This window comes from Streptomyces sp. NBC_00461, from assembly GCF_036013935.1.
Taxonomy (GTDB): domain Bacteria; phylum Actinomycetota; class Actinomycetes; order Streptomycetales; family Streptomycetaceae; genus Streptomyces.
In genome coordinates this window covers 3,094,319-3,117,881 of the sequence record NZ_CP107902.1, presented here as the reverse complement: position 1 = coordinate 3,117,881, position 23,563 = coordinate 3,094,319, and the positions used below count along the sequence as shown (strand labels likewise).

General features: G+C 71.7%; 20 protein-coding genes and 2 pseudogenes. 7 read left to right on the top strand and 15 right to left on the bottom strand.

Annotated elements, in window-relative coordinates; genetic code table 11:
- Positions 1-660 precede the first annotated feature (660 nt).
- Both OG870_RS14685 and OG870_RS14680 read right to left on the bottom strand, forming a co-directional pair.
- Positions 661-932: pseudogene (locus OG870_RS14685) on the bottom strand (DUF2252 family protein); the annotation flags it as partial.
- Between the two features lie 70 nt (positions 933-1,002).
- Positions 1,003-1,329 carry a carboxymuconolactone decarboxylase family protein gene (locus OG870_RS14680; RefSeq protein ID WP_266840547.1) on the bottom strand — a complete coding sequence of 109 codons (327 nt, stop codon included), beginning with the start codon at positions 1,327-1,329 and terminating at the stop codon, positions 1,003-1,005.
- A gap of 261 nt (positions 1,330-1,590) precedes the next feature.
- On the opposite strand from OG870_RS14680, the gene OG870_RS14675 reads away from it, so the two are divergent.
- Positions 1,591-2,790 (top strand): N(5)-(carboxyethyl)ornithine synthase, encoded by a 1,200-nt coding sequence (locus OG870_RS14675; RefSeq protein ID WP_266584894.1) that lies wholly within the window; start codon positions 1,591-1,593, stop codon positions 2,788-2,790.
- A gap of 32 nt (positions 2,791-2,822) precedes the next feature.
- On the opposite strand, the gene OG870_RS14670 is transcribed toward OG870_RS14675, so the two are convergent.
- The 4 genes from OG870_RS14670 to OG870_RS14655 all read right to left on the bottom strand — a co-directional run bounded on the left by OG870_RS14670 (position 2,823) and on the right by OG870_RS14655 (position 5,135).
- Positions 2,823-3,053: a hypothetical protein gene (locus OG870_RS14670; protein ID WP_266513852.1), complete on the bottom strand. Its 231-nt coding sequence runs from the start codon at positions 3,051-3,053 to the stop codon at positions 2,823-2,825.
- A 5-nt stretch (positions 3,054-3,058) separates the two neighbouring features.
- Positions 3,059-3,655 carry a DUF5994 family protein gene (locus OG870_RS14665; RefSeq protein ID WP_266513849.1) on the bottom strand — a complete coding sequence of 199 codons (597 nt, stop codon included), beginning with the start codon at positions 3,653-3,655 and terminating at the stop codon, positions 3,059-3,061.
- 300 nt (positions 3,656-3,955) lie between these two features.
- On the bottom strand, positions 3,956-4,354 hold the full coding sequence (locus tag OG870_RS14660) for a DUF5994 family protein (protein WP_266513848.1): 399 nt from the start codon (positions 4,352-4,354) through the stop codon (positions 3,956-3,958).
- A 295-nt stretch (positions 4,355-4,649) separates the two neighbouring features.
- Positions 4,650-5,135 carry a DUF5994 family protein gene (locus OG870_RS14655; protein WP_266513846.1) on the bottom strand — a complete coding sequence of 162 codons (486 nt, stop codon included), beginning with the start codon at positions 5,133-5,135 and terminating at the stop codon, positions 4,650-4,652.
- Positions 5,136-5,469: 334 nt separating this feature from the next.
- On the opposite strand from OG870_RS14655, the gene OG870_RS14650 reads away from it, so the two are divergent.
- From OG870_RS14650 to OG870_RS14640, 3 genes are all read left to right on the top strand, one after another.
- A complete protein-coding gene (locus OG870_RS14650; RefSeq protein WP_443063429.1) occupies positions 5,470-6,072 on the top strand; it encodes a DUF5994 family protein in 603 nt (200 codons plus the stop codon).
- A gap of 251 nt (positions 6,073-6,323) precedes the next feature.
- Entirely contained in the window at positions 6,324-6,671 is a 348-nt protein-coding gene (locus OG870_RS14645) for a hypothetical protein (RefSeq protein ID WP_327690956.1), read from the top strand.
- A 192-nt stretch (positions 6,672-6,863) separates the two neighbouring features.
- A complete protein-coding gene (locus OG870_RS14640) occupies positions 6,864-9,191 on the top strand; it encodes a YncE family protein (RefSeq protein ID WP_327690955.1) in 2,328 nt (775 codons plus the stop codon).
- Between the two features lie 82 nt (positions 9,192-9,273).
- Here the strand turns inward: OG870_RS14640 and OG870_RS14635 are convergent, their stop codons facing one another.
- From OG870_RS14635 to OG870_RS14615, 5 genes are all read right to left on the bottom strand, one after another.
- On the bottom strand, positions 9,274-10,707 hold the full coding sequence (locus tag OG870_RS14635; protein WP_327690954.1) for a glycoside hydrolase family 43 protein: 1,434 nt from the start codon (positions 10,705-10,707) through the stop codon (positions 9,274-9,276).
- 537 nt (positions 10,708-11,244) lie between these two features.
- Positions 11,245-12,648, bottom strand: coding sequence for an NAD(P)/FAD-dependent oxidoreductase (locus tag OG870_RS14630; RefSeq protein ID WP_327690953.1), 1,404 nt, complete (start codon positions 12,646-12,648; stop codon positions 11,245-11,247).
- Positions 12,641-13,831 (bottom strand): MAB_1171c family putative transporter, encoded by a 1,191-nt coding sequence (locus OG870_RS14625; protein WP_266584904.1) that lies wholly within the window; start codon positions 13,829-13,831, stop codon positions 12,641-12,643. Before OG870_RS14625 ends, OG870_RS14630 begins: the two co-directional genes overlap by 8 nt.
- On the bottom strand, positions 13,831-14,436 hold the full coding sequence (locus OG870_RS14620; RefSeq protein ID WP_327690952.1) for a toxin: 606 nt from the start codon (positions 14,434-14,436) through the stop codon (positions 13,831-13,833). The genes OG870_RS14625 and OG870_RS14620 overlap by 1 nt, the downstream gene beginning before the upstream one ends.
- Positions 14,433-15,059 carry a hypothetical protein gene (locus tag OG870_RS14615; protein WP_266584908.1) on the bottom strand — a complete coding sequence of 209 codons (627 nt, stop codon included), beginning with the start codon at positions 15,057-15,059 and terminating at the stop codon, positions 14,433-14,435. The genes OG870_RS14620 and OG870_RS14615 overlap by 4 nt, the downstream gene beginning before the upstream one ends.
- A gap of 238 nt (positions 15,060-15,297) precedes the next feature.
- Here OG870_RS14615 and OG870_RS14610 point away from each other — a divergent pair, with 238 nt between their 5' ends.
- Together OG870_RS14610 and OG870_RS14605 are read left to right on the top strand one after the other, a co-directional pair.
- Positions 15,298-16,170: a DUF6424 family protein gene (locus OG870_RS14610; RefSeq protein WP_266513827.1), complete on the top strand. Its 873-nt coding sequence runs from the start codon at positions 15,298-15,300 to the stop codon at positions 16,168-16,170.
- Between the two features lie 13 nt (positions 16,171-16,183).
- Complete coding sequence (locus OG870_RS14605; protein ID WP_266924015.1) at positions 16,184-17,329, top strand: DUF2235 domain-containing protein; 1,146 nt, start codon at positions 16,184-16,186, stop codon at positions 17,327-17,329.
- A 175-nt stretch (positions 17,330-17,504) separates the two neighbouring features.
- On the opposite strand, the pseudogene OG870_RS14600 reads toward OG870_RS14605, so the two are convergent.
- Positions 17,505-17,825: pseudogene (locus OG870_RS14600) on the bottom strand (ANTAR domain-containing protein); the annotation flags it as partial.
- A gap of 303 nt (positions 17,826-18,128) precedes the next feature.
- Here OG870_RS14600 and OG870_RS14595 point away from each other — a divergent pair.
- Positions 18,129-19,076, top strand: coding sequence for a sensor histidine kinase (locus OG870_RS14595; protein WP_327690949.1), 948 nt, complete (start codon positions 18,129-18,131; stop codon positions 19,074-19,076).
- A 147-nt stretch (positions 19,077-19,223) separates the two neighbouring features.
- Here OG870_RS14595 and OG870_RS14590 read toward each other — a convergent pair whose 3' ends face one another.
- The 3 genes from OG870_RS14590 to OG870_RS14580 all read right to left on the bottom strand — a co-directional run bounded on the left by OG870_RS14590 (position 19,224) and on the right by OG870_RS14580 (position 23,384).
- Positions 19,224-20,261, bottom strand: coding sequence for a rod shape-determining protein (locus OG870_RS14590; protein WP_266513820.1), 1,038 nt, complete (start codon positions 20,259-20,261; stop codon positions 19,224-19,226).
- A gap of 254 nt (positions 20,262-20,515) precedes the next feature.
- The gene (locus OG870_RS14585; protein ID WP_327690948.1) at positions 20,516-21,946 is read right to left on the bottom strand and encodes a carboxyl transferase domain-containing protein; all 1,431 of its coding nucleotides are present in this window, start codon (positions 21,944-21,946) and stop codon (positions 20,516-20,518) included.
- Positions 21,939-23,384, bottom strand: a complete 1,446-nt coding sequence (locus OG870_RS14580; RefSeq protein WP_266840555.1) for an acyl-CoA synthetase — start codon at positions 23,382-23,384, stop codon at positions 21,939-21,941. Before OG870_RS14580 ends, OG870_RS14585 begins: the two co-directional genes overlap by 8 nt.
- Positions 23,385-23,563: the final 179 nt, after the last annotated feature.

Genomic DNA, 23,563 nt, shown 5'->3' with positions numbered 1-23,563 from the left:
CCCCGGCCGGTCCTTGATGTCGCCCAGGAGGGTGGGCGCCCTGCGTGCCGACCACAGGCCTTGAGATGAGCGGGCAGCCGGGCCCAGGTAGACGGCTCTTTGGTCCTGGCCCCTGGGCCTGGCGCGGAAGATGCTCGCAGAGTGATGGTTCCGCTCCGCCGTATGACTGGCGGACGCGGCCTCTTTGACCGGGACCTGCGGGTCGCTTCACGGTGATCTCGGTGGAATCCGAGAATGCGGGATGGGAGCGGTGTACCTGGCGACCAGGGCGAGCGAGGACAGGCCATGGCTGGTGCGATGGGAATCGCTCTGCTCGTCATGCTGCTTGCAGGCCTGCTCGCCAAGCACACCACCAAAGCCCCGCCGCAACCAGCCTGACCATCGGCGTCCACCTGGCCGGCGCCCGCTGCGCAACCCTGAGCGCCGGGCGTCCCCACCGCCGCCCACGGCGTCCTGCTCACCGTCCTGCGACCAGCCCAAGGACACACGAGTGCCCCGGCTGGGTCCCACGCCTCCGCGCCGCCTCCAACCCATCAGCTGCCTGACAAGGACTTTCTACGACGCCCATCGCCACCGAACGCATCGGCCCCGCCCCACTGGGCGCGGTGGCCGGCCTCCGGCTCCGTGCCGGGGCCCTCTCGTGTGCGGCCTGCCTCGCCGCTCCCACTCCCACGGGCTCGGCAGGGTCTCGTCGAAGTCGTTGATGTCGCACATCAACTGTCGCTCCGGCGAGGTGAGCAGAGAGATGTTCAGCAGGTGTGCGTCCCCGCACAGTTGGGCCGTGATCCCCGAGACCGGGCCGGCTGTCGGCCAGGGATGCGTGCCGCGACCCGCGCCTCCAGGATCGTCGGCGGGTCCGGCCGAGGACCCGCCTCCCGTCCTGGTCCTGCGGCCGTCTTGGGACGCACGCCCGGCACGGGAAACCCGGACAGAAGGGCAGCTCTCCGGCCTTCTGCGCGGGGTCGGCCGTGTGGATCAGCGATGCCGGGTGGGCGTCTGCTCTCAGCCCTGGGCGTTGATCTCCGTATCGGCGACGGCGATGGCGACGCCGAGTGCCGTGGCGATGTTGCCCGCTGCCGTCATGACGCGGGCGGTGCCCACGATGGGCGCGATGGCGACCAGGACGTCCTGAAGCTGCTCTGCGGTCATGCCGGTCTTGAGGGCGGGGTCGATATGGGCCGCGTAGGAGATCGGCGGGGCGTCCGAGGCAGCGAGTGCCGCGATGCGGGTCAGCAGAAGCACGTCCGGGGCCAGCCCGCATCGCTCGATCGAGTCGACCGTCATGGCGGCGAGGGTGTCCAGGACAGGGGTGTCGGATGCTGTGGACATGGCGCATGCCTTCCTGAGTGCATCTGCGCTGACAGGGGGGTCAGGCGGAAATACGGAATTCCGCGGGAGACGGGGGTCCCCTCAACCGTAGAACCGATCCCGGCCCCGCGCACAAGGGGTGATCGCGCGTCCTGACAGCCTCCCGCTGCTCCGGAGGGGAAGCCGTGGCCGTGGCGGGACGGTCGGTGGCGCTGAATGAGGTGACGGACCAGCTGCAGAACTGCCCCGGTGTGCTAAACAGGAAGTAACCAAAGGGGCATTTTGCAGCAGCTCACGCTCGGAATCATGTCGCAGACCCGCAAGGAAAACGAGCATCGTCTGCCCGTTCACCCCGCCCATTTCGACCGCATCGACCCCGCTCTCCGCAAGCGCGTCTACCTCCAGGAAAACTACGGAGAGTATTTCGGCGTCCCGGACAGCCGGCTCGCCCCGCTCGTCGCGGGTTTCCGCTCGCGCGAGGAACTCGTCGCCGAATGCGATGTCATCCTGCTGGCCAAACCGCTCCACCAAGACCTTGCGGAACTGCGCGAGGGTCAGGTTCTTTGGGGCTGGCCGCACTGCGTCCAGGACGAGAAGGTCACCCAGATCGCCATCGACCGGCGGCTGACCCTGATCGCCTTCGAAGCGATGAACCACTGGACCCGCAGCGGCGCCTTCAACCTGCACGTCTTCCACAAGAACAACGAACTGGCCGGGTACTCCTCGGTCCTGCACGCCATGCAGCTGACCGGCGTGACAGGCGACTACGGGCGGCGGCAGCGCGCGGTCGTCATCGGCTTCGGTGCGACCGCCCGCGGCGCGGTGACCGCGCTCAGCGCCCTGGGCGTGCACGACGTCGACGTGCTCACCGCGCGTGGCGTCACCGCCGTCAGCTCGCCCATCCACTCCGCGCGGATCGTCCACTTCGACCACGACAAGGCCGACGACACCCTCGACCCGCGACGCAGTGTCGCCCTCACCGAGGACGGGCCGATGCCGCTGGCCGACTTCCTCGCCGGGCACGACATCATCGTCAACTGCGTGCTCCAGGACACCGACGCGCCACTGATGTTCCTGATAGACGAGGACCTGCCCAAGCTGGCCCCGGGCACCCTGGTCATCGACGTCTCCTGCGACGAGGGCATGGGTTTCGACTGGGCCCGGCCCACCACCTTCACCGACCCGATGTTCACCGTCGGCGACCAGGTCAGGTACTACGGGGTGGACCACAGCCCCTCCTACCTGTGGAACTCCGCGACCTGGGAGAACAGCGAGGCGCTCCTGCCGTATCTGGACGTCGTGCTCCGGGGCGCCGACGGCTGGGACGCCGACGACACGATCCGGCACGCCATCGAGATCCGTCGGGGCGTCGTCCAGAACCCGAAGGTGCTCGCCTTCCAGCACCGCACCGCGCAGTACCCGCACGCCCAGGAGGAGACCCGGGACACCCAGGAGGAGACCCGGGCGGCGCCACGGCTGTAGCGGCGCGGCCGTGGCGGCGGGGCATCCGGCGTTCAGCCGTCCTGCGGCCCGCCGTGCCGAGTCGCCGCGCGGCGGGGCGCCTTCCGCGCCCGGCCGCGCTTCCTGCGGGGAACCGACGAATCCGGTCCCGGGGCAGCCATCCCGAAACGGCCGTAGTGGAAGGCGGCGATGCGGTCGCCGTGCTGTGCGTTGAGCAGGTGGATGAGGAACGCCCCGACAGCGATCATCGCGAGGATCACGAGCACCACCACGAATGTCTCCACGGCCCTCACCTCCCCATCGGCTGATACGGCAGCGGGGCGGTCACGGCCGGGATCCGCGGACGTGCGGCCGGATCGCCGGCCGCGTGTCCGCCTTCGGAGTCCCAGGCCGCTTCCACGGCCCGGTCGGTCTCGGACACCGTCCGCAGACGCGCCGCCTCCTCCATCAACCAACTCGCGGTCGACGTGCCGAGCGGGTCGCTGGCGGCGGCCATCAGCCAGGCGGCTGTGACGGGAGGCGTCGTCGGCGGGACCACCAGGAGGTTCCAGCGGCCCATGCGGTAGGAGAGCAACATCAGTTCGTGCGGGTCCTGCTCGGCCAGGAACCAGCCCACCTTCACCACATGCCCGGCGACGGGAACCTTGTGCGGGACGACCGGCCAGTGGGTGGGATTCACCGTGACCCGGGTGATCCGCCCCCACAGCGGGTCCAGTACGGCGGTCAGAGAGGGGAGTTCCGCCGCCAGATCGCGGGAGCGGGGCCACCAGGCGCCGTCCAGCAGAGCCGGCGGGGGACCGAGGGGAGCCAGCGACAGACGGAGCGGGGGCGAGGAGGAACGGTCTTCGGCTTCGGCTGTCGGCGGGAGGGAAATGATCGCGGTCATGACGCGGACCCTGCCCCGAGCCGACCGTGGTCGGCCCGGCGTATTCGATCGCCGAAAACGACACGGCACGAAAGCCGGTGTGCGGAATATCCTCGGTGATTTCAGCGTACTCCCCGGGCAAGCCGAACGGACCGGACGGTCAACGGGGCAACAGCCCCACGCGTCCTTTCCTGGAACCGTCGGATTCAGCAGCGCGCCGTGGAAATGCGACTGCCGTGGAAGTGCGACTTCCGTGGGAATGCGACCGCCGTGGTCAGCGCCCTGGCCGGCAGCGCCCTGCTGATCCTGGTCGTCGCCGTGTCACGCCTGACCGTCCGCCGCGGCCGCCATGAGCGGTTCCGCGGACTCCTCGGTGGTGTCCGGCGGCACGACCAGCAGGTCCCAGCGCCCCCGGCCGGGCGCGAGCAGGACGATGGTGTGCGCGGCGGATGCCGTGAGGGAGCTGTGCAGCTGTACGACCTGGTTGGAGACGAGCATCCGGCCGGGCATCGAGGACCAGGTCGTCCCGTTGACCGTGACGCTGGTGATGTGCCCCCACGCGCGCGGCAGCCCCGCGAGCAGCCGGGGGAGTTCGGCAAGCAGGTCGTACGAACGGGGCCACCACGCTCCGTCGATGGGCCGGGGCATACGGCCATGAGGTGCCAGGCGCAGGCGGAGGAGGGGATGGGAGGGAAGCCGGGGTTGCTGTGCGGTGGTCATGAGGACTCCTGCCAACTGCCGTGCATGGACGAGTGGTTGATGTCAGGCGCGGCGGGCGCTGGTGGGGTCCGCGTGGTGGAGGTTGTGCCGGCTGTCGCCGAACGGACGACCATCGGGGCCGGTCCGAGTTCCGGCATACGGAAATTGCTCCTCCTCGCCACGGTACTCCCGCCTGTGTAACAGCCGCGCCCATTCGCCGGCGGCATCGCACCCCCGTCGACGAAACGCCTTCGAGAGCACGGTCATCCCGGCACCGGCACCGGCCTGGTCCGACGGCAGCCGTGGCGGACCGTTGTCAGGTCTTCGGCGCTGCCCGGTCGGTGCCGGTGTCGATGAGGATCTGTTCCGCCTGCGTGATGTTGTCGGCGCGGACGGCTTTGGCCATCGCGGCGCGGGCCGCCTCGGGCGTCGCGTGCGGCGGGACCACGAGGAGGGAGAAATGGTCCTGATCACCCCGGGTGACGAGGATGGTGTCGTCGCCGACCGGGAAGGAGTCGATGTGGACGACGTGGTCGCCGATGAGCAGTCGCGTCGGCAGCGCGTCCCAGGCCCCTGCGTCCAGGCCGACGCGCGTGACCGGCCCGAGGTGCTCCGTCAGTGCGGCGATCAGGGCGGGAAGTTCGGCTGCGATGTCACGGGAGCACGGCCACCACGCCCCGTCGAGAACGCCCCGGCGGTCGTGAGTCGTCTCCAGCCGTACGACAGCCGTCCCGGGTTTCGCCACCTGGTGGACGGCGTCCGGCAGGAGCCTGCTCACACGCGGGGAACCGGAGTCGGGCATGGCACTCGCCTGTCTGCGGGAGAAACGGAGTGGCTTCCTCGTTTCACGGTACTCCCGGTTTCACGCCAGTCCGCGGCCACGGCCCACAACAGTCGGGAAGCTCACCGGTGGAACAGGAGGGACCCGTGTCCGGCTCACCATGGACACCACCAGCGCGGCAGAACCTTCGCGATCCTGGCTGGAGATCTTCGGGAGCGGCCCGTTCGGCCTCTGCGGGGAGTAGCGTGAAGTCATCGGGAGCACTTCGTGCACCGGGCCCCGATCCCGGTGTCGTTCCTGGTGAGCGACGACACCGGACAACTGCCCACGCGCAGAGGTCTGGGGACGGGTTCGCATGATGTCCGCGATCACCGACCATCCGGCGCTGCGGGCCGCGCCCTTCAGGGTGCCGACCGCGCGCCTCGCCCTCAAACCCGTGAGCCTCTCCCCGGGACAGGTGGAGCTGGACGGCGCCTGGTGGCCCCGCTCACGTGACCTGAGCGACGAACTCCCCGCGCTGGCCGACGTACTGGACCCGCTGTGGGGGCGGATCACCCGTATCGCCGTCAACGCCCGCTACTGGCCTAACCTCCCGCAAAGGATCTTCGTCAACGGCCATGTGGTGAAGGTCGGTTGGTTCACCTCGGAGCTGGACCCGCACAAGATCCTTCTGCTGTCCGGAACGTCGGGCCGCTGGGACCTCCTGGTGATTCCCCCGGAGACCACCGCCCCCTCGGCCGCCCGGCTGATGGCCGCCGCAGGCGCGAGCACCGCCCCGCAGTCGACCGCGACCGCTCTCATGGCGGCGGAACAGACCGACGACCCCTCCACCCTGTACGGCACCGACACCGACACCGACACCGGCACCGGCATCGATACCGGCATCGGCACCGACGCGGGACGGCCCGGCCGGCTGGCGGCGGAGATGTGGCCATCCGAATCACCGCCCCGGCCATGACGAGGCGGCCCGCCTCGCCCAGCCCCGCTGGAAACCACCCACCGGACAACAGCTAGGCCGACCATGACCGTTGCACGGAGCATCAGGAACCAGGCGCAGACAATGAAGGGCAGGATCACGGAAGAGGTCGGCCGGGTCACCCGTAACAGGCGACTGCAACGCCACGGCAGGATCGACCGGGTCTCCGGAACCATGAAACAGGCCGTCGAGAAGGCCAGAGGCGTTTTCAGGCGCAACGGAAGCGGACCCCGATGATGTATGACCAGACACGTGCCCGGCAGTCCGCGGGCCAGACCCCGGGCCCGGCCGCGCGCCGCAGCCCGAGCCCGGAGCCGCTGCTCCCGTCGGACGAACGGGACAAGATCGTCCAGCGCCTCCGGCACGCCCTCAACACCTTCGCCGACACCCCGCTCGACGCGCTGGAAGAGGCCGAGAGCGCCTATGACGAAGCCACCGCCCAGCTCGTGAACGCCCTCGCGGAACGACGGCGTGACCTGCGGGCAGGCTGGCAGGACCGGGATCCCGACGCGCAGTCCGACGAACTCCGGCTCGCGATGAGGCAGTACCGGGAGATCACTCAGCGACTGCTCCACATCTAGGCGGCCGCTGCCCCGCGCCTGCGGCTGTGAGAACGGCCGTGAAGGCTCCGTCCCGAGCCGAGCCGCAGGCACCTCCGTGGGCTCCCTCGGTCCGACCTCCGACCGGTCCGACCGCCCTCCCCGTCGGCGCGCGGCGGCCCCGTGTTAGCTTGCGCCCCATTGATCGTGAAGGTTTAGTGTGGGGGGCCTTTCATGAAGTCGGCGCGATTCTCGCCGTTGGTCGCCGCGTCGGTCGCCGGGGCGCTGCTGCTGGGGATGACGGCCGCGGCCGTCGTCGGTCCCGGCGTGGCCGACTCGTACGCGGCGTCGGGTACGGCGCTGCCGATCGCTCACTTCGCGGACCTGGTCGTGGACGCCCCGCACGGACATCTGTACATCAGCGGTGGAGCGGGAACGGACGGGATTCTCGTCACCGACCTCGACGGCGGGAACCCGACGACGATCAGTGGGGAGCCGGGTGCCACCGGTCTGGCCCTCTCCGCCGACGGATCCGTGCTGTATGCGGCGCTCCCCGACCAGGACGCGATCGCGGCGATCAGTACGGCGAACCTGACCGAGTCGGCGCGTTACGGCACGGGCGCGGGCACCCACCCGGACTCGCCGGCCGTCGCCGGAGGCACCCTCTGGTTCGGGTACGGCACGGCGGGCGCCGGCGGCATCGGTTCCGTCGACGCCGCCGGTACGGTCAACCTCGGCCGGGATCCGGGCAGTTGGGCGGCCCCACCGACGCTGGCGACGACCCCGACGCCCTCCGGTGTCCTCGCGGCCGCCGTGCAGACGGGTGACACCTCCGCCTTCGTGACGTACTCGGCCGAGGACGGTGCGCTGACCCGGCGGGCGGCGAAGTCGCTGCCCGTCCCCGACCTGACCGACTTCGCGGTCACGGCGGACGGACAGCACCTGGCGGTCTCGTCCTGGCTGCGCGCGAGCAGCAACCGGTACCGCGTCGCGGACCTGGCGGTGGACGGGCGGTTCGCCGGGCCGCTGGCCGCCAGGGCTGTCGCCGTGGCCCCGGACGGCACCCTCGCCGGCTGCGGCTGCAACTACGGGTTCGAAGCATTCCCGGAAACGGGCGAGGGCTACTACAAGCTGTACGAGATCGAGTCTCCGATGCGCCTGGCCGCACGCGGCCTCGCCTGGGCGCCGGACGGCAGCCGGCTCTACGCCGTGACCGTCGACGCCGCCGGCGGAACACCGACACTCCAGACGGCCCGTAACCCCGAAACCGCGTGGGTCAGGCTCCTGGGAAGCTCGACCACAACCCCGCTCGCGCCCGGCGAGACGTATGCGTTCCGGGCGGGCTTCGACTCGCCCCTCAGCCTCGGAGCCGGGGAACCCATGATCCCGGGCACGGTACGGATCACGCGTTACGACGACGCCGATCCGGACGGCGTGCTCGTCCCGGACCCGACGGCCACCCCGGCACGCGCGCCGGTCGACTTCTTCGGCTCCTACAACGTCGCCGGCACCGCTCCCCTCACCGGCCGCCTGAGCTTCCGTGTCGACTACTCGGGCGGCGGCCACTACGGTCCGGCCGTCCAGACCTTCGACGTCCCCGTCGCGAAGTACGCGCCCACCATGACGCTGACCGCTCCGGACACCGGGGGCCGGGCCGCGCCGCTGACGGTCACCGGGCGGCTCGGCTGGCCGCACGCGCAGGTGAAGACCGGTGCGGTGCACGTCGTCAAGACCGATCTGGCGCACCCCTCGGGCTACTCGGTGGGCACCGTGCCCGTCGCTGCCGACGGCACCTTCGCCCTCCACGACACCCCGCAGACCGGCGGCGCGAACACCTATTCCTTCACCTACGACGGCGGCACGTCCTACCTCCCGGTCACCCGGTCGGCGACGGTGCAGGTGTCCCGGGTCACCCCGGGCCTGAGTGTGACGACCGACGCGAAGTCGTACCACTCCGGCGCGACCGCCAAGGTCACCGCGCACCTGGGGGCCACGTACAACTCCCGGCTCGTGACGCTGTACGCGCAGCCCGCGGGTGCGTCGCGGACGGTGCTCAAGAGTGGCAAGGTCGACGCGCACGGGAACCTCGTCGCGTCGTACAAAATCACCCGCAACACCGTCTTCAGCGCGGCCTTCGCGGGTGACTACCGCTACGCACCGCGCACCGTGACCACCGGCGCGACCCTCACGCCGACGGTCCGGACGCAGCTGCAGGATCCGCTGGAGACCACCCGCATCGGATCCACCACCTACCAGGTCTTCTACAAGTCCGAAGTCAACATGGCCTTCAACCTCCAGGTCAGTCCCCGACAGGCCGGAGGCTGCACGTCGGTGTACGTCGAGCAGTACTCCTCGGGAGCCTGGCACCAGGCCACCTCGCAGAAGTGCGTGCCCTTGTACTCCGACGGCTGGTACGGCTACGGCCGCGCTCTGAAGCTCTTCACGAGCAACGACCGCTACCGCGTCCGCGGTCTCTACGCCCCGCCGGCCAAGGGCGCGCAGACCGGCGGGGCGCAGAGTGGGTGGACCTACTTCACCGTCCGTCCCGGAACCATGAAGTAGCAGTCGTGGGGGCCGGTTGGAGCCGGTGACGGACGGACTCCTTCGCACCACAGCAGGCAGACCGCTGTGAAGCGGGGACGGGTCAGCTCGTCACGCGGAAGGTGGCGTCACTGCGTTCGGTCGCGGTGGTGATCGGGTCGAGCCGTAGCTCGTAGGCGTAGTGGCGGATGTAGCGGTCGGGGTGGTTGTAGGACTGGAACGACGACCAGTTGGCGTCGGCGAGTCCGGCGACCTTGCGGAACGTGGCGTCCTGGGCGAACTGGCTGGTGCCGTCGTTGTGGACGAGCTGGAAGTCGTAGTCGAAGTGGCGCAGGAAGTAGCCGGGGAAGTTGGTCGATTCGAAGGAGACGGTGCCGGTGCCCGCCAGGCCGGGCCGCATCCGGAACTGGGCGTCGTCGGCGGGGCTGACGTTCGGGTCGATGCGCACGTCGAAGTTGGTGTGCCGGACGTACCGGTCCTGGAAGTTGTACGACTGGAGCCGCTGGGCCGGGGTGTTGGGCCAGCGGGCGAGCACACGGCTCTCCTCGGCGGCCGTCAGGTTCAGGATCCAGCCGTGGCGCTTCTTCGTGCCGCCCATGTCGTAGCTTCCCGACGCCTGCTTCCGGTAGGCCGCGGGGTTGGACGGGTCGGTCGTCAGGACCGGCATGTAGCCGCCTCCTGAGGCGTACTGGTCCAGATAGAGGCCCCACTCGTTGCGGCCGTTGGCCTTCATCCACATCGGGCCTTCGACCTGCGAGCCGGTCAGGCCGATGCCGGAGAGGTCGCCGAGCTTGGTCCAGGTGCCGAGGATCGAGTTGCTGCCTTCGAGGGTGATCTGGCCGTCGCCGGAGGCGCGTACGTAGCGGTAGTTGCCGACTCCGGCCGGTACCCCGACGATCTGGGTGTCGATGATGTTCTGGGTGCCGGGGCGGTCGATGTACACCTGCGGGGTCGTGATGGTGTGGAAGTCGGTGGTGCGGGCGTAGTAGATGCGGTGCTTGAGTACGCCGTTGAGGGTGGCGTTCGTCGCCCAGTACAGGACGTAGTCGTTGGTCTCGGGGTCCCAGATCGCTTCGGGCGCCCAGGCGTTGCGTCCGTCGGGGATCGCGCCGGCGACGTTGAGCAGCCACGGCTGCGACCAGTTGACCAGGTCGGTCGACTCCCACACCACGATGTTGCGGCTGGCGTTGTTCACGGCCTGGTCCCAGTTCTGCCCGCAGCCGATGCACAGGTCGGTCGCGATGATCCAGTACTTGCTCCCGTCGGGGGAGCGCACCAGTGCCTGGTCCCGCACGCCCTTCGTGCCGACCGTGGAGCGCAGGGCCATGCCGCCGCCGTTGAGGTCACGCCAGTTCAGGCCGTCGGTGCTGTGCGAGAAGTAGGTCTGCTGGCCGGTCGCCCCGTCCCCGGTGAAGTGCACCATCAGGTAGCCGGGATCGGCGGCGGCCGCCTGTTGCGGTGTGGTCAGGGCCTGACCGGTGAAGAGGAGGCACGCGGCGAGGAATATCGCCGACAGCCGTGCGCGCAGCGCGGACATGTACGTCTCCTGTCGTCCTTCGCAAGCCACCATCGGGGGACGAGGGGCGCGGTGGAGTTGGGGGGGTGAGGGTGGGGAAGAGGGCGGCTCGGTCTTGTTGTGGCGGGACGAACGCGGCTGCGGCGAGACGTGGAAGGGCACGTCACGGTCGTCGTCCGGGTGGGGCGGTCATGGTGCGGAGGTGATCGGTGCGGTGTGTCGTCGAGGTCCTTGGCCGGGGGAAGCCTGCGCAGCCGATTCCCTGTCCAGCGGGGCGAGTTGTCCGAAAAATCGAACGGCGTTCGTAAAGTCGGGCAGACGCTAGAGGGGGGAAGCGGGACGCGTCAATACCTCCGGCATCCGTTGGCCGGGTGCCACGATTGCGCGCGTCCAGGTTTCCGCGATGTTTCGGAAGGGGTGCGAGAGGTATTGACACCCCACGGCCAACTCCTACGTTCCCTTCACGCCAACCGGTTCGACATCGGGGCGCCTCGTCACCCCAACCTTGTGACCCGAGCGGGCTCCTTGTCCTCAGGGGCGCCCGCCCGTGCGTGAACGTCAGGAGGAGGCGGCCGTGGCGCGTTCCGCGTCCGTCAGGGGCGGGTCCTGGAGGTGCGGCTTCCGCGGGCCGAAGAGCATCGGGATCAGCATGTCGGGCGAGAAGAGGCGGATCGCGGGCTTCTCCAGGCTCATGACGTCGAGGAGGGCGCCGAGTGCGCGCGGGTGGCGGGCCCCGGTGGCGACCGCGCGGTCGACGAAGCGGGCGAGGAAGCGTTCCACGGCGGTGGGAGGCGTGTCCGTGGCGCCGGGGTAGAACGCGTCCTGGCCCACGGCCAGGTCCCAGGCGGCGGCGACCGGGCGGGCGGCGGCGCGTTGGAGGCGGCGGGCGGTGCCGGGCGCGGTGAGGGAGGCGGAGCGCAGGACGGTGCGGAGGGTGAGGGCGCACTGGGCGGCGACGGTGAGGCCGTGGCCGTAGACCGGGTTGTAGCCGGCGACCGCGTCGCCGAGGACCGTGAAGCCCTCCGGCCAGTGCGGGAGTTTCTCGTAGTAGCGGCGGCGGTTGGCGGTGGAGCGGGTGGTGGTCACCCCGCCGAGCGGCTCGGCGTCCTTGATCAGTCCGCCGATGACGGGGTCGCCGAGGGACAGGGCGAAGTCCGCGAACGCGTCGGCGTCGGCGGTGGGTTCGCCGCCGTGGGTGCCGGAGAGGGTGACGATCCAGCGGCCCTCCTCGACGGGGAGGATGATGCCGCCGCGGCCGGGCGCGTTCGCCGGGTTGGCCTGCACGTTGACGATCGGGAAGGCGGCGTCGGCGGTGCTGCCCGGGGCGCGGTAGAGGCGGGTGGCGTAGACGACGCCGGCGTTCACCTCGCGCTCGGTGACCTGCGGCAGGCCGAGGTCCGTGAGCCAGCCCGGGGCGTGGGAGCCGCGGCCGGAGGCGTCCACGACGAGCTCGGCGGAGAGGGTGAGGTCCCCGTCGCCGGAGCGGACCCGGACACCGGTGACGCGCGCGGCGTCGCCCTCCAGGGCCAGCGCGGTGGTGTTCTGACGGAGCGTCACGCGGTCGTCGGCGAGGACGCGGGCGCGTATCACCGCGTCGAGCAGATCGCGCGAGCACACCAGGTTGCGGTGGTGGGTGGCCGTGAAACGGCGGAACCAGATCTCGTTGGGGGCCCGGGAGACCATGTCGCCCATGATGTGGACCAGTCGGGCGCCCTTCTCGACGAGCTCCTCGACGACGCCGGGCAGCAGCTCGTCGAACGCCTTGACTCCGCCGCTCCACACGAGGTGCGCGTGCCGGGCCTGGGGAACGCCGCGCCGCGGCTCGGGCCCCTCGGGGAGCGTGTCCCGCTCGACGATCGTGACGTCGGCGAACTCGGCGAGCGCGGCCGCGGCGAACAGGCCGGCGACGCTGCCGCCGACGACGACGGCACGCGGCCGGCGGGAGGCGAGTCTTTCAGGCATGTGTGATCGTGCTTTCTGTGCTGGTCAGCCGTCGGCGAAGGGCGTCGACGGGGTGCGGGCGACGCAGCGCCCGTGAGACGGACTCGATGTCACCGGTGACATGGGCGCCGGTGGGCCCGGACCCGGCGCCCGCCGCGGGCGGGGCTCCCGCCTGCCGGGCGTCGAGCGCGGCGAGGACCGCGACGGCGCCGGCCATCCCTCGTGCCCGCTCCTCGTCGTGGGCGAACAGCGCGTCCTGGTAGGCCTGTTGGTAGAGGCCGTGGTCGAAGTGCGGGTTGAGCAGGCGCAGGGCGTCGTGGATGCGCTGGCGGCGCTGCATCAGGCGCAGATCCAGCGGCGCCCAGAAGCCGAGGCGGGCCGGCGCGGCCGATGCCCCCAGGACGTGCACCGCCCGCCACAGTGGCCGCAACCGCCGGTGCTCGCGCCGGTCGCGGACCCACTTCTGCAGGAACGGCCCCACCTGCGGCACCAGGAACCCGAGTGCCACCAGGGCCGCCTCCATGAGCGCGAACGGCGGGGCGGCGCGGGTACTGAGGGCGTCCCAGTCGGCGCCCGACCAGCGGGCGCCGATCGCCGTCAGCTTCGCCGCGTCGAAGAGCAGGCCCGACGCGAAGCCGAGCTGCAGCAGCACGACCCCCGACTTCAGCCAGCGGTCTTCGACCTCAGGGAACCACTTCCAGAGCATGGAGGCGGCGACCAGGGACGACACCATGTGCGCGGTGAGGTAGAGCAGGATGTGCTCCCGCATCCACGGGGTGCCGGCGTAGTAGGTGTCCAGGTCGTAGATGCGCGGCTCGGGCGCGTCCGCGAGCAGGAACGTCCCCCAGAGGGCGACGACCACGCCGGCGTAGATCCAGTAGATACGGCGCATCCTGCGGCGGCGGCGCTCGGAGGGCTCCTCACGCCAGCGGATGATCATCGTCAGGCCGGTGGCGCAGAACGCCGTGAGGAACGAATAGGCCCAGGGCGAGGCGATGTTGGGCACACCCGTCAGCTTGTTGAGCCGCTCGATGTTGACGGGTGTGATGACGACGAGGACGGCCGTGGCGCAGGTCAGCAGCACCGTGGTGGCCCGTACGTCGGGGTCGCGCCAGGCACGGACGAACGTCGGCAGCTTGACGAGGAGCGCCGCCGCCAGCAGTGCGGTGGGCACCGCGTAGGGGATGTGGAAGTGCGGGTCCATCACAGGAGGCGTCCGCCGCGGTTGCCGAGCGACAGGTTGATACGGCCCTCGACCGTGGCCGGCGAGACCGGACCCCGGGCGTAACGGCCCTTCATCCAGGTGCGCACCTCGCGGGCGAACAGCAGGCCGAACGTCTCCGCGTCCACCTCGTGGTCGTCGTCGCAGGCGGACCGGGCCGCCACCGTGTGGCACACCTCGCGGGGGACCTCCTCGGAGGCGAGGACCTGCCGCGCGGCCCGCAGCAGCGCCTCGGGCGTCCGGTCGCCCGTGAGGGCACGGGCCACCGTGGCGCCCACCGCGTGGTGGCCGCAGGAGCCCTGCTCCTCGTGCCACAACTCATGGCCCAGGATGACCAGTTGGGCCTCAGGGACGGTGCCCTCCTCCACCACGATGATGGACCGGTCGCCGCAGTCCAGGCGCATGCCCGACACCGGGATCTCCGGCGGGAACGCCCGGAACAGCAACTGGATCGGCCGCTCGACGCGGACGCTCATCGCCCGGCAGAACTCCTCCATCACGGCCCGGGGTTCGGCCGGCCGCCGCAGCGAGCGCGACGCCTCCCGGCCCAGGGCGGCGAGCAGCGACTTCATCGCCTTGGTGGTCATCGCGGACCGTCCCCTTCCCCGGCCGCCTGGGGGACCGCCGACCTGATGACACCCTCCAGGAGCCGGTCCAGCTGCTCCGGCGTCATCGCGCCGTGCCGCCGCAGGTCCGTGGCCCGCACACCGTAACGATCCATCAGAGCGCGTACGGGATCAGGCTGTTCGGCCGGCCCCTCCAACTTCCCTGCGACGGGCCGCAGTACGCGGTCGAGGGCGTCGGCGGCCGGTGCGGTGAAGAACGCCTCGCCTCCCTCGACGCCGAAGAACTCCACCAGCCCGTGCAGGAATTCGATGCTGGGCACCTTCTGGCCGGCGCACACCTGGCGCGCCCAGTAGTCGGAGACGCCCAGCCGGGCACGGATATCGGCGGCCAGATCCGACATACGGCCGCCGGTACGCGCCAGATGGGCGTCCGCGAGGGTCTTCAGGCGGGCGCGGACCCGGTCGTTGACCTTGTCGGCGGGGGCGGCGCCGCCCCTCAGCAGGGTGCGCACAGTGCTCTCCGGCAGGGCCGTACCGGCCGCCAGTTCCCGTGGGTCGAGCAGATCCGACCGGGTCAGGCCCTGCTGTTCGGCGAGGACGTCGAGACGCCGAAGAGTCTCGGGGAGGTGCGTGGGTGGCTCCACCGTGTGCTCCCTGAGCGGGTGGTCGACAGCTGTGGCGTGGTGCGGCTCGCAGCCTAGGGGAACTCCCGCCGCTCGCCCATCGCCCGCCCCTGTCAACGATCGTTTATCGGCCAAGAACGATCGTTGAAAGGGGCAGGTGTTACGCAGAGCGAGAACCGGGCCGTGGGAGGACGATGAGAACAGCGGGGCCCGTGACGCGCCGGGCGTCCGGGGCCGCGGTCGACAGAGGAGGCCGGCCATGGCCAACGACCGAGCCGCTACGGCGACGAAACCTCCGGCCCTCACCTTCGGCAAGACCGAACGGGAGGACCACCCCTGGGAGATACAGCTCGTCAGGCATCCGGACCGCGCCGAGTCCGCGCAGTTCCGCGCCGCGAAGGACGTCACGCACAAGATCCTCCGGGAGATGGGCAGGACCGAGCTGCCGTACGGACCGGGTCCGTACGAGATGCACCACGGCGGCAGCCTCTGGGTGAAGACGAGCGGTGGCTGGCGGATGTACCGGGCCCGGGTGGGCATCGAGTGGAGCATGCAGTTCTGCGCCGACCCCGCGAAGGTCGACCGGCTGCGGCAGGAGGCCGCCGACCTCGTCGCCGCCTTCCCGGACACCCTTCCCGCCCTGGACGCCCTCGGCTACAAGCGGGCCCGGAAGCTGCTGGAGACCCCCATCACCGACGCCAAGGGCGTCGCGGCCTGGACCGACTCGCTGTTCAACGCGTGCGTGCCGCTCACCACCGGCAACCACCAGGGGATCCTGCCCAAGGCCGCCGGCGAGCACCACTACCCGTGGCCCGTCAAAGGCGCGGACTACATCCGGTACGACGACTTCAACCTGTGGGTGACCCTGCCCGACGGCACCCACGCCGGTGTCGCGCCGGTGGCCGCCCGCGGTTCCGGCGACGGACATCTGCGCATCATCCACGCCCGGCACGGCACACCGGCGGGAGACGCTCTGGCCAAGGCGCAACGGCGCCGTCAGATGGCCGTACTGCCGCCGGACAGCCCCATGGCGCTGGAGGCGTTCCACCAGCAGATAGCGCCCGGGGCGCGCTCCGCGTCCGGCCGGCCGCGGGCCCGCGGCGGGCACGGCGCCACCCGCCGGACCGGTTAGGCGGGCAGCGGTCATGCCGCGCAGGATCGTCGTCTGCCTGGACGGAACCGGCAACCAGGTGGGCGCCCGCAACCCGACGAACGTGGTCCGGCTGTACGAGATGCTGGAGCCGGACGATCCGTCGAGCCAGCTGCTCTACTACGACCCCGGGGTCGGCACCATGTCGGCGGCCACCGCGCGCGGCCCCCTGGGGCGGCGGCTCTCCCGGCTGGGCGGCCTCGCCTTCGGTACGGGCCTCAAAGCCAACCTCGCCGAGGCGTACACCTTCCTCATGCAGCACTGGCAGCCAGGGGACGCGGTGTACGTCTTCGGGTTCAGCCGCGGCGCCTACACGGCCCGCGCGCTGGTCGGGATGCTCAACAAGCCGGGGCTGATGCGCCTGGGTGCGGAGAACCTCGTGCCGTACGCCGTGGCCAAATACGCCTTCAACCAGGACATCGACGAGAGCGAGCAGGAGGTCGCGCGCTTCTCGCACGCCTTCTGCCGGCGCACCGAGCACGAGCCGCTGTGGGCGCAGGTGAAGCGCAACGACCCCCGGCAGGTCTCGCACCACGCCCTCCCGGTCGCCTACCTGGGCGTCTGGGACACCGTGAAGGCGGCCGGCCTGCTCCGGCTGGGCGACCTGCGCTGGCCCTACACCCACTCGCTGCCCAACGCCGCCCGCATCCGGCACGCCGTGTCCCTCGACGAGAAACGGCGGCCGTACCGCGAGTTCCTGGTCAGGCCGCGCGCCCCCGAGCCCGACACGGACCGGAGCACCGCGGAGGAGGTGTGGTTCGCCGGTGTGCACTGCGACGTCGGCGGGACCTTCGACCACGTCCCGGGCGCGCCGCTGCTCTCCACGATCAGCCTCAAGTGGATCACCGACGGCGTCCGCGACGACCTGGACTTCCGCCCGGGCGCCTACGCCGAGGAGACCGCGGTCTCCGAGTCCTTCGCCGACGCCACCATCCACCACAACGGCCCCCTGTGGATCCTCGCGGGCCGGCGCTCGCGCCCGGTACCTCCGTCGGCGGTGCTCCACGCGAGCGTACGGCTGCGCAGGGAACGGAACCCCGGCTACCGCCCGGACCTGGCCGTTCGCGGACGCTGGGCCGACCCGGACTGGTTCAAGCCCGCCTGGGGCCAGGGATCGGGGGCCGACGGGCCGGGGGCCTAGGGGTGCCCTCCTCCCCCGGGAGTAGCGCAGACCGGGTCCGCTCCTGCTGCGGAGGCAGCGCGGGTGCATCCATGGGCACGATGTGCCGGGGCGGCGCGCGGACCAGGCTGGGGGAGGTCAACCAGTAGGCCCCGGCCCGAGGAGGGCGTCATGAACCGCCAGATCCGCGTCCGCGTCAACCGCCGGCCCTCCACGCCCCGCGACACCACGATCGACCGCAGGACGCCCTCGGGCCGGATCCTGCCGTACTGATGGCATGCGGAGATCGGCGCAGGCAGTGCGTGATCGCCGTACGCAGGGCCCGGCGCAGCTCCTCCGGCGGGGCGGGGCCGTCGATCTTCGCGCCCGCCGTGACCGCCGCGGCCACCGTGCGCAGCTCGGTGTCGGAGAGCTGCGAGGCCTGACGCAGGATGGTCCACGCCTCGTCCGAGGTGCGGGCGTGCGTGGCCATCAGGACGCCGCGCGCCTGGTCGATGACCGGCCGTGAGGCCATCGCTCACCCGGCGGGTCCGCCGGCGTGGTGGTCAGGAGATCCGCAGACCCGTGGACGAACTCGCCGCGCGGGGCGAGGACGGCCCGGCCCGCCGTCACGCGGGCATCGATCACCAGGGTGTTCAGCCCCTTGGGAGGTGTGTGCGGCGCAGTGATCACGACCGCGCCTCGACGGCCCCGGTGGCGCTGACCTGCGCCTGCCCCGAGTGCCCCGGAATGCACCGGACTGGCGAATGACGGCCGCCCGAAGCGGGTACGCGGTCTGCTGTCGAGGAATCCGAGTGGGACAGGCGAGACGGTGGTGGTCATGAGCGCGACCGATCTCTTCGCCACCCTCGACCCCTTCATCCACCCCGCCCTCCTCTACGGCGACGAGCACGAGTACCTGGCGGGCACCGTCCCCTTCGTGCGGGACGCGCTCGTGGCCGGCGAACCCGTCGCCGTGGCCGTGCCGACGGCGAACCTCCGGCTGATCCGGGACGAGCTGGGAGCCGCGGCCGACGCCGTTCGGTTCCTGGACATGCGGAAGGCCGGACGCAACCCCGGCCGGATCATCCCCGGAGTGCTGCGAGCCTTCGCCGACGCCCAGCCGCTCGGCAGCCGGGTCAGCATCATCGGCGAACCGATCTGGGCCGGCCGCTCGCCCACCGAGTACCCGGCCTGCGTCCAGCACGAGGCGCTGATCAACGCGGCCTTCCGGGGCCGTACGGCGACCATCCTGTGCCCGTACGACACCCGGCGCCTGGACCCGCAGGTCATCGCCGACGCGTACGCCACCCACCCCACCTTCGTCCGGGGCGGCTCGGGGCGGGAGGAGGACAGCCGGGCGTACGCGCCCGCGGACGTCATGGCCCGCTACAACCAGCCGCTGCCGCCCGTACCGGACGTGGTGCCCCACCGCTTCGACGCGGACTCCCTCAGCGAGGCCCGGCACCTCGCGGTCGACGAGGCCGTACGGCTCGGCCTGTCATCGGCCCGGGTCGAGGACCTGGCGCTGAGCGTCGCCGAACTGGCCACCAACAGCGTGCTGCACGGCGGCGGTTCGGGCACGCTCGGGGTGTGGTCCGAGGACGGGTACGTGGTGTGCGAGGTGCGGGACAAGGGCCACCTCGCCGACCCGCTGGCCGGACGCCGGCCCGCCGCCCGCGAACAGCGCGGTGGCCGCGGGCTCCTCCTGGTCAACCTGGTCGCGGACCTGGTCCGGATGCACACGGGCCCCGGCGGCACGACCGTCCGCTGCTGGTTCGCCCATTGACCACGGCGAGCGCGTCGCGGTCCTCGTGGACGGGGAGGCGGAGGCTGCCGAACCGCTCGTGACGGACCCGGCTGGGCCCGCTCGGCGTCCCGTCCGTGAGCCCGGCCTGCCCGGGGTGCCCGCGGTGCTCCGGGAGCCAGGGAGGGCTCAGCCGGAGATCGGGTCGAGCACCAGTGGCTCGATCTTGCCCTCCAGCATGTAGCCCAGGCCCTGTACGGCACACACGTCGGGCCGTTCGGCGATGTGCACGGGCATCTTGGTGGCCTGCCGCAGCATCTGGTCGAGGCCCGGCAGCAGCGCGCTGCCGCCCACCATCGTGATCCCGCGGTCGACGAGGTCGGCCACCAGGTCGGGCGGGCAGCCGCGCAGCACCCTTCCGATGCCGTCGAGCACGGCGGTCAGCGGCGTCTCGATCGCGTCGCGCACCGCGGCGGTGTCGACCCGCACGCAGCGGGCGAGACCGGTGGCGACGTCCCGCCCGTGGATCTCCGTGGACGCCGGGCCCTGGGAGGTGATCCCGTTGCCGGACAGGGCGATCTGGAGGGGTCGTACGGACTGGCTGGGGAGCATCAACTCGTGTTCGTGGCGCAGGTGTTGGACGATCGCGTGGTCCACGGCCTCGCCGCCGACGGGAACGCGCTCGGCGGTGACGATGGATCCGAGGGAGAGCACGGCGATCTGGGTCGCGGCCGCCCCGCAGACCATGATCATGGTGGCCTCGGGCTGTTCCACGGGCAGTCCGCACCCCACGGCGGCCGCGATGAGCGTGTCCACGAGCTCCACGCGCCGTGCGCCGAGCCCGACGAGCGTCTCGACGGCCGCGCGCCGGGCCAGCGGGTCGGCGTCGTGCGGGACGCAGGCCGCGGCGCGCAGGAAGGGCTTGCGGCGCAGGGCGCGGCGCATCTTGTCGCCGAGCAGCTGCCGGAGCATGCGCTGCGCCATCTCGATGTCGACGACGGTGCCGCCGGACACCGGGCGGATGACGCGGATGTAGTCCGGGGTGCGGCCCTTCATCTTCTCGGCGAACTCGCCCACGGCGATGAGAGCGCCGGTTTGGGTGTTCACGGCGGCGGCGGACGGCTGGTCGACGACGAGGCCGGCGCCCTTGACGTAGACGCGGGTCCGGGCCGCCCCCAGATCGACGGCGAAATGGCAGCGGCGCAACTGCTCCAGACTGGCAGTCATGCGGGGGTCCTCCCGAGAGCGCAGACCGTGGTGGCCGCCGGGTGGCGGGCCTTATAGGCATCGTGCGGGAGGTGGGGCGGGGAGCGCGTTTTATGGGGGGCCGGGTGGGGGTGCGGCTGAATGGGGGTTTTGTGACTTATGTCATGATATAAGCCTCGGGTAAGAGCGGCCGGGGCGAGGTGCGAGGGTGCTCGCAGGGATCGGGCGGCTTGGGGGAGAAGGGGGCGAGCGACCCCACTGACGGAAGGTCGAGGTCAGGGCCGGGGTCGGGCCGCGGGTTCGACAACGCCGCGGATCACCCCCAGTTCCACCAGGTCCTGGGGCCGGATGCGGAGTTGGTCGGCCGTCGCCTCCACCTGGTCGGCCGGCCGCTTGAGGATCGCGGCCGCGAGCTCCGGGGCGATGACGGAGAAGTAACTGTCCGGGGTGGCCCAGGTGTTGTCCGGCGCGGCCAGCGCCAGCGCACCCCCGGACCCGCCTTCGCCGATGACGAGCGTGGTGACCGGCGTACGGGCCGCCGCCACCGCGCCGAACAGCTCCGCGATCGCCGCGCCCGCGCCCTGCCGCTCCGCCTCCGCGTCGTTGGCCGCGCCCGGGGTGTCCACCAGGGTCAGCACCGGGATGCGGAGCCGGTCCGCGAGGCGGATCAGCCGGGCGGCGGTGCGGTAGCCCGCGGGGCGGGTCGCGGTCCCGGCCTGGGCGGCGTAGGCGACGGTACGTCCGTCCCGCTCGCCGAAACCGCAGAGCATGCCGCGGTCGGTGCCGCCGCAGCGGTCGCCGCTGAGGGGGACACGATGGGTGAAGTAGGCATCCAGGTAGGCCTGTGCGCGGGGTCGTTCGGTCGAGCGGGCGCGCCGGACCGCCGCCCAGCCGGTGCCGGGGAGGTCACCGGCGCCGAGCGCGGCCGGAACGGGAGCCGCCGCAACGGGAGCGGTGGGGCCGGGAGCGGTGGGGGCGGTCGCGGGCTCGGAGGGGGCCCGAAGGGATCCCGCCCCGCCCGTCAGCAGCCGCAGCCAGCGGCCCAGCGCCACCCGCAGGTCCGCCAGAGGTACCACCGCGTCGGCCGCGCCCGCCGCCACCTGCGCCTCCGCCCGGTACGCCGCCGGGTCCGCGTCCGGCGGGCGGACCCGGGAGCCGGCGAAGCCGACCTGCGCGCCCGGCAGGGCGAGGACGACGTCGGCTCCCGCGCCCAGCGTCGCCCAGCCGCCGCCTGTCGTGGGATCCCGCAGGACGGCGATCTGCGGGAGGCCCGCCTCCCGGGTCAGCGCCGACTGACGGGCCACGCGCTGGAGTTGGGTCAGCGCGAGCATGCCCTCCTGCATACGGCTGCCACCGGTGGCGACCAGCGGGACGACGGGGAGACGGTGCGCGCGGGCGTAGGCGTACGCCGACTCCAGCCGGTCGCCGGTGCGTTCGCCGAGCGAGCCGCCGAGGAAGCCGAACTCGAAGGCGAGCAGCACGGCCCGCGTCCCCGTGACGGTCGCGGTGCCGCACACGACGGACTCCTGCTCGCCGGTGTGCTCGGCGGCACGGGCGCGCGAGGCGTCGTAGCCGCGCCAGGCGAGGGGGCCGTCGGGCTTGGCCTCCTTGGCCCCGGAGTCCCTTGTGGGGTGCGGGAGTTCGGTGAAGGTCGACTCGTCCGCGACCAGGGCCAGGAACGCGCGTGCGGAGAGGCGTTCAGTCACGGTTCAGCGCCCGCTTCATGATCTTCCCCATGTCGTTGCGGGGGAGGGCGGCGAGGTAGTGCACGACGCGCGGCCGCTTGTGCGGGGCGAGACGGCCGGCCACATGGTCCGCCAACTCCTGTGCTCCGGGCGGCGATTGGGGATCCTCCGGCACCACCCATGCCACGATCCGCTCGCCCAGGTCCGCGTCCGGCTCCCCGGTGACCGCGGCCTCCCGCACCCCCGGATGCTCCAGCAGCGCGTTCTCGATCTCACCGGCCCCGATCTTGTAACCCCCGCTCTTGATCAGGTCGGTGGCCTTGCGGCCGACGATGCGGACGTACCCGTCGGGATCGCACACCGCCATGTCACCGGTGCGGAACCAGCCGTCGGCCGTGAAAGCGGCCTCGGTCGCGTCGGGCCGGTTCAGGTATCCGGTGAAGAGGTTCGGCCCGCGGACCTGGATCTCGCCCACGGTCTGTGAGTCGTACGAGGTGATGGCCGACCCGTCCTCCTCGACGAGCCGCAGCTCGACGCCGGGCAGCGGCAGGCCGACGGTCCCCGCGCGCGGCTCGCCGTCGGCCTGCACACTGGTGTTCATGAGCGTCTCCGTCATGCCGTAGCGCTCGACGACCCGACGTCCGGTCGCGGCGGCGATGCGCTCGTGGTCGTGCACGGGCAGCGCGGCGGAGCCGGAGACGAGCAGCCGCGCCGATCCGAGTGCCTTCACCAACTCCGGTTCCGTGGAGAGGGCCTGGGCGATCCGGTGGTACATCGTCGGCACCCCGAACAGCATGGTCGCGCCGTCGTTGAGCTCGCGTGCCACACCCTCCGTACTGAATCCGCCCAGGTGCCGGACACAGCCGCCGCGCCGGAGCGGGCCCAGGACGCCCAGCACCAGACCGTGCACATGGAACAGCGGCAGCCCGTGCACGAGCACGTCGTCGCCGGTCCACTGCCAGGCGTCGGCGAGCGCGTCCAGGGTGGTGGCGATCGCCCGGCGCGGGATGACGGCACCCTTGGGCGGGCCGGTGGTGCCGGACGTGTAGACGATCAGGGCGGGGTCTTCGGCGGTGACGGCGGGGGCCGGGGCGATGCCTCCCGTGCCGTGGACGTCCACCTCGATGCGCTCCAACTCGCCCATGGCGGCGGGGAGTTCGTCCCCCGGTGCCGCCAGCACCGCCGACGGTGCGCTGTCGGACAGGATGTGCCCGAGCTCCTTCCCGCCCGACTTCGGATTGAGCGGCACGGCGGCCACCCCCACCCGCAGCGCCGCCACCACGGCCACCGCGGTCTCCAGCCCGGGCGTGGCCCAGACGGCGACCCGGCCGCCGGCCGGGATCCGGCCCGCCAGGGCGCCGGTCGCCGCGGCCAGCTCGGCATACGTCAGGGACCGGTCCCCGAACCGCAGGGCGAGGCGAGCGTTCGGATTCTCCAGGGCCGGGAAGAGAGAGGTCACGCGTCGTACTCCTGACTGTCGACGATCACTGCTTGCTCCAAGCCGGGCATGACCATCATCGGGCCTCGATGCCCAGGGCCGGCCACAGGGGCGTCACGGCGACCCCCCTCACGCCCCGGTTAACCTGCTCATACCCTGCCGAGTGATCCCCTGCCCCACGCACCCACGCACCCACGAGA

Bases quoted from the DNA above. Each gene is read 5' to 3' on its own strand.
- OG870_RS14680 (WP_266840547.1), bottom strand. From the start codon at position 1,329: ATGTCCACAGCATCCGACACCCCTGTCCTGGACACCCTCGCCGCCATG.
- OG870_RS14665 (WP_266513849.1), bottom strand. From the start codon at position 3,655: ATGACCGCGATCATTTCCCTCCCGCCGACAGCCGAAGCCGAAGACCGT.
- OG870_RS14660 (WP_266513848.1), bottom strand. From the start codon at position 4,354: ATGACCACCGCACAGCAACCCCGGCTTCCCTCCCATCCCCTCCTCCGC.
- OG870_RS14655 (WP_266513846.1), bottom strand. From the start codon at position 5,135: ATGCCCGACTCCGGTTCCCCGCGTGTGAGCAGGCTCCTGCCGGACGCC.
- OG870_RS14650 (WP_443063429.1), top strand. From the start codon at position 5,470: ATGATGTCCGCGATCACCGACCATCCGGCGCTGCGGGCCGCGCCCTTC.
- OG870_RS14645 (WP_327690956.1), top strand. From the start codon at position 6,324: ATGATGTATGACCAGACACGTGCCCGGCAGTCCGCGGGCCAGACCCCG.
- OG870_RS14640 (WP_327690955.1), top strand. From the start codon at position 6,864: ATGAAGTCGGCGCGATTCTCGCCGTTGGTCGCCGCGTCGGTCGCCGGG.
- OG870_RS14635 (WP_327690954.1), bottom strand. From the start codon at position 10,707: ATGTCCGCGCTGCGCGCACGGCTGTCGGCGATATTCCTCGCCGCGTGC.
- OG870_RS14630 (WP_327690953.1), bottom strand. From the start codon at position 12,648: ATGCCTGAAAGACTCGCCTCCCGCCGGCCGCGTGCCGTCGTCGTCGGC.
- OG870_RS14625 (WP_266584904.1), bottom strand. From the start codon at position 13,831: ATGGACCCGCACTTCCACATCCCCTACGCGGTGCCCACCGCACTGCTG.
- OG870_RS14620 (WP_327690952.1), bottom strand. From the start codon at position 14,436: ATGACCACCAAGGCGATGAAGTCGCTGCTCGCCGCCCTGGGCCGGGAG.
- OG870_RS14610 (WP_266513827.1), top strand. From the start codon at position 15,298: ATGGCCAACGACCGAGCCGCTACGGCGACGAAACCTCCGGCCCTCACC.
- OG870_RS14605 (WP_266924015.1), top strand. From the start codon at position 16,184: ATGCCGCGCAGGATCGTCGTCTGCCTGGACGGAACCGGCAACCAGGTG.
- OG870_RS14595 (WP_327690949.1), top strand. From the start codon at position 18,129: ATGAGCGCGACCGATCTCTTCGCCACCCTCGACCCCTTCATCCACCCC.
- OG870_RS14590 (WP_266513820.1), bottom strand. From the start codon at position 20,261: ATGACTGCCAGTCTGGAGCAGTTGCGCCGCTGCCATTTCGCCGTCGAT.